Annotated in this window: 12 protein-coding genes; 8 read left to right on the top strand and 4 right to left on the bottom strand. The window is 52.1% G+C overall.

The genetic code is table 11. From position 1 onward, the window contains the following. Positions 1 to 459: 459 nt before the first annotated feature. Complete coding sequence (locus C443_RS00140; protein WP_049943765.1) at positions 460 to 876, bottom strand: hypothetical protein; 417 nt, start codon at positions 874 to 876, stop codon at positions 460 to 462. Positions 877 to 1,563: 687 nt separating this feature from the next. On the opposite strand from C443_RS00140, the gene C443_RS20975 reads away from it, so the two are divergent. Continuing rightward, positions 1,564 to 2,598: a hypothetical protein gene (locus C443_RS20975; RefSeq protein ID WP_152422973.1), complete on the top strand. Its 1,035-nt coding sequence runs from the start codon at positions 1,564 to 1,566 to the stop codon at positions 2,596 to 2,598. A gap of 308 nt (positions 2,599 to 2,906) precedes the next feature. Here C443_RS20975 and C443_RS00130 read toward each other — a convergent pair whose 3' ends face one another. Then, on the bottom strand, positions 2,907 to 3,164 hold the full coding sequence (locus C443_RS00130) for a hypothetical protein (protein ID WP_005532645.1): 258 nt from the start codon (positions 3,162 to 3,164) through the stop codon (positions 2,907 to 2,909). 265 nt (positions 3,165 to 3,429) lie between these two features. Here C443_RS00130 and C443_RS20970 point away from each other — a divergent pair, with 265 nt between their 5' ends. The 3 genes from C443_RS20970 (at position 3,430) to C443_RS00120 (ending at position 5,810) form a co-directional block, all read left to right on the top strand. Continuing rightward, positions 3,430 to 4,554 (top strand): DUF7282 domain-containing protein, encoded by a 1,125-nt coding sequence (locus tag C443_RS20970; protein ID WP_152422972.1) that lies wholly within the window; start codon positions 3,430 to 3,432, stop codon positions 4,552 to 4,554. 213 nt (positions 4,555 to 4,767) lie between these two features. Next, positions 4,768 to 5,112, top strand: a complete 345-nt coding sequence (locus tag C443_RS00125; protein WP_005532644.1) for a DUF7563 family protein — start codon at positions 4,768 to 4,770, stop codon at positions 5,110 to 5,112. 320 nt (positions 5,113 to 5,432) lie between these two features. Continuing rightward, the gene (locus C443_RS00120; RefSeq protein ID WP_152422971.1) at positions 5,433 to 5,810 is read left to right on the top strand and encodes a hypothetical protein; all 378 of its coding nucleotides are present in this window, start codon (positions 5,433 to 5,435) and stop codon (positions 5,808 to 5,810) included. 49 nt (positions 5,811 to 5,859) lie between these two features. On the opposite strand, the gene C443_RS00115 is transcribed toward C443_RS00120, so the two are convergent. Further along, entirely contained in the window at positions 5,860 to 6,456 is a 597-nt protein-coding gene (locus tag C443_RS00115; protein ID WP_005532639.1) for a site-specific integrase, read from the bottom strand. 169 nt (positions 6,457 to 6,625) lie between these two features. Between C443_RS00115 and C443_RS00110 the strand changes: the two genes are divergently transcribed. The 3 genes from C443_RS00110 (at position 6,626) to C443_RS21990 (ending at position 8,017) form a co-directional block, all read left to right on the top strand. After that, the gene (locus C443_RS00110) at positions 6,626 to 6,922 is read left to right on the top strand and encodes a toxin-antitoxin system TumE family protein (protein ID WP_005532637.1); all 297 of its coding nucleotides are present in this window, start codon (positions 6,626 to 6,628) and stop codon (positions 6,920 to 6,922) included. 25 nt (positions 6,923 to 6,947) lie between these two features. Next, positions 6,948 to 7,355, top strand: a complete 408-nt coding sequence (locus C443_RS00105) for an HVO_A0114 family putative DNA-binding protein (RefSeq protein ID WP_005532635.1) — start codon at positions 6,948 to 6,950, stop codon at positions 7,353 to 7,355. A gap of 272 nt (positions 7,356 to 7,627) precedes the next feature. Beyond that, on the top strand, positions 7,628 to 8,017 hold the full coding sequence (locus tag C443_RS21990; RefSeq protein ID WP_005532633.1) for a hypothetical protein: 390 nt from the start codon (positions 7,628 to 7,630) through the stop codon (positions 8,015 to 8,017). Here C443_RS21990 and C443_RS21985 read toward each other — a convergent pair. Then, on the bottom strand, positions 8,014 to 8,157 hold the full coding sequence (locus C443_RS21985; protein WP_311241357.1) for a hypothetical protein: 144 nt from the start codon (positions 8,155 to 8,157) through the stop codon (positions 8,014 to 8,016). The genes C443_RS21990 and C443_RS21985 overlap by 4 nt on opposite strands. A gap of 111 nt (positions 8,158 to 8,268) precedes the next feature. On the opposite strand from C443_RS21985, the gene C443_RS21895 reads away from it, so the two are divergent. Beyond that, positions 8,269 to 12,126 carry a hypothetical protein gene (locus tag C443_RS21895; RefSeq protein WP_193363470.1) on the top strand — a complete coding sequence of 1,286 codons (3,858 nt, stop codon included), beginning with the start codon at positions 8,269 to 8,271 and terminating at the stop codon, positions 12,124 to 12,126. The last annotated feature ends 28 nt before the right edge of the window (positions 12,127 to 12,154 follow it).

The raw sequence follows: 12,154 nt of genomic DNA, 5'->3' as shown, positions 1-12,154 counted from the left end.
CAGGAAGGAACGGAAGGAGGGACCCCTGTTCGAGGCGTGATCGACAGCTGGTGAGGAAGTGAAGGACTCGATCGAGTGCTCAGCAACGACCCAGCGACGTGAGACGTACTTGATCACTGAGAACGGGTTCGAGGTCTTGGCTGGGATGCGAGCGAGTGTTGAGCAGGCGCTGGAGAGAGCTGGCGGCTAAATTTCACCCACTCTACAATGTCGTTGATCAAGAATATTCTCAGACAACTGTATGCACCAGTCGAATATCGACTGAGTTGCGCTGAGTGGGCTCTCAGAGCGTTTCACAGCTGGTGGGCTCAGGGACGTATCGGCATAGACGGCGTCGAGCGTGCTGTCACGATAAGCAAAAATCGGCCCAGAGCACAGACCAACTGGGGGACCGACAAGCGACCAATCCATTGCGGAGGCGGGAGCTGTGCTGGTTCGAGGTTGACTCTCAGAGTTTGTTTATTCCTTATTCGTGATCGGGGGCGACGACGTCGTGTTGGTCTCCCCAGACAGGTAGTAGACGATCGGCCCAGCAAAGAGCAGTACTGTCCCGATAAGAGCACAGTACAGTCCGAGCAGGGGCGTGATCGTGGTTCTCAGGAAGAACAGCACTGGCAGCCCGATCAACAGGGCCCCGATGAAGCGCAACGATTGCTTCCATCGCTGGCTGAGACGGGGAATAGATGTTACTGCAACAATCCCCATTCCAATTATTATGTACCCAGGTCCAACGTTCTGTATACTGTAATATGGAGTTGCGACGCCAACTGTGTCGCCGACACCCCACCTGAATTGGAAGCTCAACCAGACGAATAGTATCCCAACAATGGTAATTTTTCCATACCGATCAGGCGACGGTATCCATTTACTTTCCACATATCTGGGTCTTATCAGACATAAAAAGTGGTTGTGGTCCGACACAGTGCGGTTTTTCATCAACGACATCGTTATAATCCAGAGGCCTCTTGCTATGGCTGATATGGGCTATGACTCGCTCGCAGACAAACTAACGATCGACAACCGCCTGACTAACTCAGCTGGGCCGCAGTAGTATCGACTATGTGCCGGAGTGTCAGACTCAGTCGTATATGATGCTTCAGCCGCTGTACAAGGAGACATATACCGAATACGAGGACTTTTACAGCCAGTTCAACCACTTCTTGGTGGTTTCCAATCGCTCAGCTCGCCCGTAATGCAAGTGGAGGAAATCAACTGATTCCATGATCAGGGGACAATTCGCACAGGCTATGCTGTATCTGCTAAACTGTGTTCTGTCTCCGCTTCCAAAGAGGGGTTCATTGAGGAATTCTATGGGAACGACATTGTAAAAGAAGCCGTGACAGAGCAAGGTGATTTAGCCCAGTTCACGGACGAAACGCCTCTCGGAACGTGTTCAGCTAGTCTCAGAAAAGCGGATTCGACAGGTGGACAGCTTAGCCACTGATATTTTTCATTTAATCTGCGAAAGCGTGTGCTACGACCTCTAAGTATGGCAAGAGATTTGTGTTAACATGAGACATGTTATGGTAGCAAGTGTAACAGATTATGGATCGAGAACCCAGTTTGAGCACGAGGAACCGACGAAGGTTTCTAGCGTCACTCGCCAGTGCTGGAACTGTAGGCCTTGCCGGATGCGCGGGGTCTGAAATTTGGCTGTCAGACAGCTCTGAGAATAAGGAACAAACAACCACTGAAGCCATAGTTAGAACAGATGAATCCACAGCCGTCCAGACGACCACAGAAGGGAAGTCAGTCGAAGTTCCGACGGTTGTAACTACAGAACCAACACCGACACCCACGCCAACACCAGCACCGACTGAGTCATCCTCATCAAAATTGGTATCGTGCGACAGTCGGGACCCAGTAGATATCCAAGCAGGGGAGCTCCCGGTACAGTGGTCAAAGGCTGTCCCACCCCGCTGGGAGTCACAAAGGGTTGAGGATGACGAATATACAGAGTATGAGGAGAGCAATGTCGATCCAGGTATCCATTCGAGGACTTATCTTGAGGGCCATCTTGGCGGTGACGGGGGTATAGCGATGAACGCCGGTACTAATCAGGGGTGTCTCTGGGAAGCGCCAGAAACTGGTCACTACGAAGTTTCAGCAACATACCACGGATGGGGATCGTACACCTTCGGTCCGCCAGAAACCCAGAATCACAAGTACACAGCGTGCTCTGAAACGAACATCGCGGCAATCCGAAATTGCGAGACAGTCGTTTCCTCAGATACACGACCTCACCTCCGTGTGGGGCGAGCTGGCTTGGCTACTGAGGTTGCCGAGACACTCTTAGAAGAACTTGCCTCTCGGCTGGTTAAGCCATTTTTGGGGCTTGTTGGGAGTATAATTGCTGATCTCATTATTAGTTGGGCAATAGACCTCAGACTCCCAACTGAGACTCAGGGCGGGTTCCCCGGAGACATTTTGGAAGAGTACACGATAAGTACAACATTCTCCGCAAGTAAGGGTGAAATTTACAATCTACAACTTACGACGTCGAGCGGATTCTCCGCTAAAACAGATATTGACTGGAATATGTTCGGAGCAATAGATGCTCACTATCGCCTTTTGTCAATGGAAATCAAGCCAGTGTAGTATTACACCGTCCGTCACACTGCGTCGGCGAACAATGTATTCAGTCTGGGTGCGAAGTGACCGTAGTTCAATCCAATAACGATGGAGGCTAGCACACCAGCTATCCCAACGCTGGAGCTTGTCGGCGGCTCAATGCTTGATGCTCTCAACGTACTATGTCAGATTACAGAACGCGGATTCAAGACGACCTAGGCTAACGCGGCGTTTTGACACACTGACGTTCTTTAGACCGATGCTGAGTGAACCTGAGGCAGCTGTCTTTGTCCGTCTGTGCGACGTTCGGTCGGAGTCGGGATTCTCCAATATCGCTACTTTCGCTCACCGCTACCAGCACCGACCGGCAGACCGGTCTTGGGCGTTTCGCCAGTGTACCACGAATCGTCGACACACGACTCGTCGAGTACAGAAATCCGCCACTCACCAGGGCGTTCCATTTTTACGAGCAACTGAACGTCGGTATCTGGGGCCCCATCCTCAGCCAGCAGGCCACACATCTCGAGTTCGTCTTTCGGAATCGTCACCATTCCAGAACCGCCACGGACGGAAAGCTTGTTGATATTTGGCATGCGTCTGTCACCGCCATCGTCAGTTGATGGCTACACTCTTGCCGTTCGGTGGAAGCCAGGGTAAATACCTATCCCATCTTGACATTATTTCATTGATATGTTTGTCATGCTTAATTTTTTCTGATGGTGTCAAACTATCGCCACTTAGGGCTGGCAGTAGGCTACTGAGATCCAAAGAATTGTGCGATACGATGGCTGATTTTTCGAAGTGGAGATTTATTCTCATTCCCAAATATTTTTGTCATTTGAATAGACTAACTGTGATATGAAAGCACAAACTGTAATCGTAGTGATTATTACGGCTATACTGATTGGGACTGTCCCGATGACTGTATCAGGTGATGACTGGCCTGATGCTGAGGCTGCTCAATGCACTTCAGAGACAGAAATTATCGGGGAAGGTTCATATTCCGGCACATTTGATGCACGTGGCGAGACGGATACATACAAGCTAGATCTGTCCAGTGGAGAGCCTGTTAACGTAGATTTTTCTACCGAATCTAGTTATCCTGAAATCACCTACGGTTCAGAGGCTATAACAATAGACAATGCTGATGAAAATGCTGATCCTAGAGCGGTGCGTGGGGGGTGGCGCGTAACCTACAATGGGGACGGTGCAACCGCTTCTTGGCGAATATATCCAGAAGAAGATACCGTCGTATGTGTTAGAATGAGTATTCCTAGCGACGCAACCTTCCCAATCGACTGGAGCTTGGACCTTGATGGTGAACTGGCAACGCCTACACCAACCCCAGAGTCTACTCCAACTCCAGAGGATTCCGGGGGGGTTGCGGAAGTCAGCCTACCAAGCCAAGATTCTACTGGTACACAGGTGATTGTCAATTCAGCAGTCGTTTCTGAAGGCGGCTATATCGCTCTCCACAAGGGCAGCGCAGCAGGACCTGTTGTTGGTCACTCTGGATACCTTGAGGCAGGTTCCCATAGAGAGATCATGATTCCAGTGGACCAACCTCTGTCTCGTGGTGAACATACTATTGTGGCTATGCCACACCTCGATACCGACGATAATATGGAATATAATTTCCCCTCCGCTGATGAGCCATATACCAGCGCTGGGGACCCTGTTACCGATTCTGCGACTGTAACGAGCTTTAACGAAGATACACCGACGCCAACAGCTACACCGACCCCAACACCCACGCCTACACTAGAACCAACCCAACAACAACCTACGGATACTGAAGATGCTCTTCAGGACACTGACGGCGATGGTGTGATTGACTCGGAAGACTACGCACCACGCGATCCGGATGTCCAACGGAAAAGTGATGTTATAACAACTACTGGTGGATCAGGTCCCGGATTTGGATTTGGGATTACTGTTCTGAGCGCATTGATTGTAGGGGTGCTCACTCGCCAACGGTCGTAGCGGCTTGAAACATCGCTTAAACTCCTGAACCGACGCGAACGGAGAGCTTGTTGATATTTGGCATGAGTCTATCACCGCCATCGCCAGTCGATGGCTACACTCTTGCTGTTCGGTGGAATCCAGCGTAAAAACCCGTCCCATTTTGACATCATTCTTCTAACACGTGTCACAATGGGCTCGCATTTTACTAGCGATGCCAGCCCACGCTGACCCATGGTATCGGCCGTGACCTGTCAGAACTGCGGAGCGCGCGTCGACGCACAGTACGCCCGTGTGTTCGGGAACGACGACAACGAGGTCCATGCCTGTCGGAACTGTTCGACCCAAGGCGCTATCGCGAACGGTGCCGCCGTCGACGCCGATCGAGATGGAACGCCGCTGGTTCACCGTCCTGATGCCGACGAACCCGTTGAGGATGTTTTCGACGAGACAGATTCCGACACTGACGCCGTTGAAGATTGCCTCACGCTCGAGGAGATGCGTGAACAGCCGGCGACCATGCAGGACTCAATGACCGACCCTCACGACGATGCGTTTGCTGCGCTGGTCGCCGAGTAACGACACCAGCTGAGTTTTTTTCGTCTGACCGCTGGCGGCCCCGTGATTGACACCAGATAGCCCTGGTGAAAATGTGGATGGCAACTGGGGGTGAGTGCCGCTGATGGACCACTTTCACTCTGGCAGTGACGAAAAAGTCCGTTCGGTACGCGCGCGTATCTGGAACAGAGTCGGAAGGGGGGGACCCCCCGTCACCCCAATTGAGTGGCTCCAGTCTGGTGGGCGCGCTCCCGACAGCGGTGACTAACTCACGTCTGGATGATACGATCGGCGGAAGAATCTAGAGACTGCAGACACGAAATCCAGTAGGGCTCATGCCAGTGAAAGAGTCAGCAGATGAGTTGATGGGCGTCGATGAGGCGTCGCAAGTCAAACCATATCTCGCACTACCACCATCGCAACGAGTGATGCTTCACGAGACAGCAGCAATGGATGGGTCGCCGTGGGGCGGCGCAATCATCTCCTCGGCGCTCGAGAGTGGGGCTGATATCTCGGAACGACAGGGCTACCGGGCGCTGAACACGCTCACAGACAAGGGTATTCTGAGAGAGGTAAATCCCGAGGGAGCAGCCAACCAGTATGAGGTGACACAGAAGGGTAGACAGGCTATGAAAGCAATGCGCAAGCATGTCCAAGAAGCTCTGGCTGTTGTCAACGGGAACGCCAGCAGCAAGGGACGGACATCTTCATTCCGGTAGTCAATCCGGCCCGTTGACTGCAGGCACAGTGGGTCAACAGCGTCCGCAGTCAGAGGTCGGCTTCCGCGAAGGCGTCGTCGATCACGTCCTCGCTGGGGGCGTTCAGGTACGGTTCAATGGCGGCGAAGCTGTCCCACCCACCGACAGCCATCACGACGCGGGGGTTCATCTGCTCGTCGACGAGCAGCCGCTGGGCGAACCGACGGCGAAGGTCATGTGTTGACACCTTCTTGAAGTCGTCATCGCCGTTCGCGTCGACAGCTCGCTCGGCTGTCCGTCGAACAACGGCTCGGACGCCCGGTTGTGACAGGTCGATGTAGGGGTTTTTCGGTGCGATGTTGTGTTCGTTCTGGAAGCGCTGGAGATCACACTCCACACTGTCAGGGAGATAGGCATCGCGGGGCTTCCCGCCGTTCCCTGATGTGTCCTTCCCGGCTTTGACACGTAGCCTGTACTGTCCGCTGTCGGTTTCCTTGACATCGACAGGTCGGACCTGTGGGATCTCGAACGCCCGAAGACCGACGAACGCTCCGAGTTGAATGATGATATCGTCGCGTTGGCTGTTGCTTGCTCGACGGAGATCCTCTATCTCACCATCGGTGAGCCAGACTTTGTGCTCGTTTCCAGCGGTCGATTCAATACGCATTACGATTACTTTATTTTCCGTTATCCAAGAGGGTTCTGGTAGGTCGAATACACCACGGTTTCCGCTGTTATCAGGGAACTTTGTTACGACTTACACAACAAGTCGTTACTACCCCACTGTTAGCTTAGACTAACGCTTTTACTGTTAGGGTACAAACTAACAATTATCGATGGGCGATGATGTCGTGGTGCTGGAAGATGAGATTCAGGCCTACGATGACGGGACTGTCGCTCGAGTACGCATCCTCGAGGTTCCCGAGTCTGACCAGTACCCAGACGGCGTCAAATACGCGTTCCACTATGGCGTGGCTGGTGCTGCGGACCCCATCATCCGTTTCGACAATCATCACGGACCACACGAACTGCACATCGCGGGACAAGTCTTCGAACTCGAATTCGACGGACTCCAGCCACTGTATCACGCGTGGCGTGCTGCACTCCCACCCGAGAAACGTATCGAATGGTAGCAACCTCACACTCACACACGAACCCATGACCCGAACACTCCACATCACGATTGGCACGCGTCCCGACCGGAGCGGCCTTGAGGACACCCTTGCGGCTATCGATGAGGGCGAGGATGTCGAATCGAAGCCGTCTCGACTGAGTATCGAGAGCCTCGCGACGTTCGGCCGCATCTTCCGGCCGACGAATCTGAAACTCTTAGAGGCGATAGTCGAACACGAACCGGACAGCATCCGTGAACTCGCACGTATCGTGGACCGACATCCACCTGAAGTGACTGAGAACGTCCACGAACTTGCCGACTACGGGCTGATCGAGCTCACGGACGAGGGACGAGCGAAACGGCCCACTGTCTGGTACGACGAATTCGAGTTCTCTGGTGATGTCCCGCTGAGGGGGCTCGACACCGGCAATGATACGCCAATTGCGCCGTAAGACCAGCTCTTGTACCGTAGCACCTTATTTTCAGCATTCGAATATATGGCTGGTCTTAGAACCCGCCGGTAGCGGCTTCGAACTGCTGACTCCCAATCCTGCTGCATACGCGCGCGGTGATTAAGTGGAATCGAGAGGGGAGGGGATAGTACGAATATTTGTTGCCGCTATTTTGATGTTGCTCTTCTAGGCTGTGTCGCCGAAACACTCTAGGAAACCCGGCTAGTTAACTTGAGATATACGGCTATGACTGACCCCAATTCACAGGCACGATGCAGGACTGCCGGGCCGAACTCGTCGCTGCGCTGGACTTGGATGACTTCTCAGTGGACGCCTACACGTCTGCATCGTATCTCGAAGCGGCCCTCGAGGCTGGCTTCGATGTCGTCGACCTCGCCACCGCACATGATGTCTCGAAGCGGTCGATTTACCGAGCGCTGGACCGCCACGATATCGAGTATGAAACGCCGCCGAAGAACGGCCCTGCCCGGCGGCTCTGGAACGCTCATCCGGACACGGTGCCGGTAACCAGGCTGTCACCACCGCCGGAAACGAACCAGCACAGACACCCACCGCAACGGCTGGGAACCAGGCGACCGGGCCACTTTCGACCAGTTGGAATGACTCAACAGAACCGAATGCGAGTGCGATTGAGCAGTTAGCGCCCCGGGAAAACGATTCTCATCCGTACCCACTCGTCGGTGACCACCAACCTACTGACCCAGATGGTGACGGAATCTACGAAGATGTCAACGGCGATGGCGCTGTCAATATCGTCGACGTTGACGCACTGTCGCGTCATCTGGGAACCACAGCAGCCGGTGCTAACTGGAGCGCGTATGATTACACGGGCGACAACCGCACCGATGTCGGGGATATCCAATGGCTATTCAGGAAAGGTCAATCAACGCTAGTGAATGATACCGACGGTGATGGGTTGCCAAATTCATACGAACGGAGTGTAACCCAGACTGATCCGACGCAAGCGGATAGCAACGGTGACAGTGTTATTGATGGTCTTGAGGACTGGGACTCAGACGGTCTGGTAGCGTACGCAGAATTTCGGGAAGGGACCAACCCCCGAGACAATGATACTGACGGCGATGGGCTTTCAGACGGGTTTGAGAACCCTATAGAAGGCTTAGACCCAGCTAATCTTGACACCGATAAAGATGGAGTCACAGACGACAAAGAAGATCTGGACGGAGACGGGCTAACGACCGAAAACGAATCAAGATGCAATACCTCTGTTCGGCAACCAGACACGGACAACGACTCTGTCTCCGATGGGAATGAAGTAAACAAATTTGGGACAGATCCACGAACTCAAACCTCCGACAACGATACGCTGACCGACGGCGAAGAAATTCAAATAGGAACAGACCCGAACCAAGCCGACAGTGATGACAACGGTATCCGTGATGGCCAAGAAGACTTTGATGATGATGAACTCATCACTCGTACGGAACTTGATGCCGGGCTGAATCCGTTTGAGGCAGATACGGATGGTGATGGGTTACCAGATGGATTTGAAGAGCCAATAGGTGCACTCAATGCTACGCACAATGATACGGATGGTGATGGAACGCTGGACGGAACAGAAGACATTGATGGCGACGGATTCACTAACCGCGCTGAATTGGATAATGGGACGTTACTGTCGTTCAATGATACAGACGGTGATGGTCTCACAGATACAGAAGAGATCAAACATTATGAGACCGATCCATTGGTAATTGACACTGATAATGACACCGTCTCCGATGGGCTTGAAATCAAGCGAGGGACTGATCCCCTGTCAAGAGACGCAGATGGAGACGGAACCCCAGACCGAAATGAAATCGTCACCACAACCCTCTCTCCAGAGAGTTCAAACGCGACGGTAGAAATTCGCGGGACAATGGGGGTTTCCCAGGACGTTTCTGTGGAGACACTTTCTTCTGATGTTAACGAAACTAACAGGACTGCAGGACCTATTCTTCACGTGAGAAATCAGACCTCATTCGAGTCAGCGACGGTGACGATGCCGATCAACTCCTCAATTCCAGAATCGGATCTCCAACGAGTGACAATGTTAAAATGGAATGGGTCTACATCGCAACCGTATCAGCCAATCAATTCCACAGTGGATGCTGAAAATAGAACCATTTCGGCTACCGTGCAGAATTTTTCTTTCTTTGTGCCTGCACTATCTGCCAGTATTCAAGGGGAGTTTGTTGCGGCAGATAGCATTGCCCCGAAGACTCCACTATCGCGTTCAAACCTCACCTCATTTGACTGTTCGGGAGAATGCCACTGGGATTCGACACCGGCCTCCCCTGTTATATTCGATAATGATGCACCGGTGTCCTATGATGAGACGGAGCTGCGACTTGTCGCTGGGACGGAAGATCAAAATTCAGATAAAAATCCATGCTATGAGGAAGGGCCCCCAACATCCGGGGAAATACTGCAGAACATCTCCATAGAAAATGGCTCTACCAACGGAAATCAGACTTTTTGCATTCGGCCAATGAGTCTCCCGGGACCACAACAGAGTCCAAATACGGGCCGACAGTATCGGGTCAGGTTCCGGCCACAGTCTCAATTGAAAGCGAACACTGGAGGTGCTCGAAAAGGTTCTGCTTCAGGAAATCTGATACAATCTAACACTGTGAGTGAACGGAATACGACAAATGCAATATTGGAATTCCGTCAATCTGATTCTGAAAAGCTTGAGCTTTACCACAAATCAGAACCAATGGGAACAAACCCATCGCTTACTGCCGAGATATCAGCTGTCAACAGTGACTGGACTCGAAAACTACAATTAGACACGAACGGGAAGAATACTCGAAGCATCGACTTAGAGTCGTTGCCCGGAGACCAGTTTCGAATTTCGGTTGAAGCACATAATGTTGAAGCGAGCTTCCGAACGAGGGTGTACGCGGATTCAGATGATGATTCTCTGTATGACTACATAGAACGACAAGAGATAATCGCGATGTTTCACGGATTCCATCTCGTAGATCTTGACCCCTACGATGCCGACACAGATGGGGATGGAGTCAACGATGCTCAAGAAGTCTCGTACGGGCCACTGGGTGTCGCGGATCGGATGACGATTACGTCTTTCCACAGTGATCTCTCGGACCGAGATACAGACCACGATGGCTTGTCAGACGGGACCGAATTTGAAACTCGGACAATTCAGGTCGGGCCTGGCGCTGTGGCTGGTACGAACAGTCCCCGGGGTGCCTCAATGGATAATCAGGCGCAGTCTAAACGCATCAAATCGAGTCCACTTGACGCGGATACTGATAATGACGGACTATGGGATGGAAGAGAGCAGAACTTGGGTCTAAATCCGTCTAAGGCATCGTCTGGAGATCCGCGGGTTAGACAAAGCGAAGCACTCATTGAGTCTTTCACACCCCGTCAACGGCGGGTTATTGGATTCACGTCGACATATGGCCGGGTTGATATTGACGATGGCAGCGCAGATTTTGACTTCGTGATCGACGACTCTGCTTCGAGTCCGCAGGACAAACTCGTCTTCACAGCTCTTGATGGCTCGGACCGGACAGACACATGGCTTGGAAACGAGCGAGAGGTCACCGAAGGGACTGATCCACTTGACCCAGACTCTGATGATGACGGCCTAACAGATGGTCAAGAGGTCAAGGGGCTGACCCAACAGACGAGTACATGGCGCACAACAGCTATCGTTGAAGATTCTGATTTGTCCTTTGGGACAGATCCGAGACACCCTGATACGGACGGCGACGGATACTGGGACGGCTGGATTGGCGTCTATGGCGTTGGCCACACTGACAACGTGGTACTATACCGCGAGCACCTCAACACTGGAAATGGGATTGAAGGCGACGAGATCGTCTCTGAGCAGGCCGGGTATCACGACACTTGGGAAGCAGCGTCACCAAGTGGCACTGATATCGATGGTGATGCATTAGATGAACATTCAAATCTCCATATCGGTGAACTTCACTGGCTAACCGTTGACAAGAGCCAATCTGGCAATCCAACTTCATCCTCTATTACCCCATCACCAACCCTCTCAGTTGAGGTTGACTACGACGATGATGTTGACCCTGTAATGATTAATGCGGTTAAGGGAGCCGGAAACAATTATAAGATGTACGATGTAAACGTAAAATACCATATAGATGATAAACTGACACATGACGATCTGACCCATGCGTCTGGGTCTTGGTGGACGGATTTCGACAATGAGTATCCACCAACGACTCGTGATGATGCAGACGAGATTCAAGAGAACTACCATGACGACACGGAAAATAAAGTATACCTCTATCTGACACCCAGTGGTGGGGACGGCCTAGGCCCGATTCCAGATTGGACAGCAGTCGGTGGAGTTGCGTCAAGCGACGGCGATGGCCAGTGGGGACGAGACTTTGGAATTGTTATTTTTCAGGACGACGCGGAAGATGCGAATCGACTGCCACTCAGAAAAACGATCATGCACGAGACAGGACATATCATTGGAGCTGGACGGAATGACGATGGCTTATCAGAGGTCTATAGTGGAAACCGTGGTAGTGATTCGACCTTGGAAAATACAATCATCGAGAACCCCGAGACTGATTATTCATATTCCGAGGTCCAGTGGAGTATTATGAGCTCTGGCTTCAGTGAACCAGTTAGATACAATCCCTATGGAGGTTACACAATTCATCTGAAGTTCAGCATTGAAGAACTCCTCACAGTAGAGTTCCACCGAGCGGTCAGAGAAACTCACGAGTACAAATAACTGCTTTGTTGAATAGATGCTGAATCAT

It is taken from the genome of Haloarcula argentinensis DSM 12282, from assembly GCA_000336895.1.
Taxonomy (GTDB): domain Archaea; phylum Halobacteriota; class Halobacteria; order Halobacteriales; family Haloarculaceae; genus Haloarcula; species Haloarcula argentinensis.
This window is presented reverse-complemented; position numbering and strand designations above follow the sequence as displayed.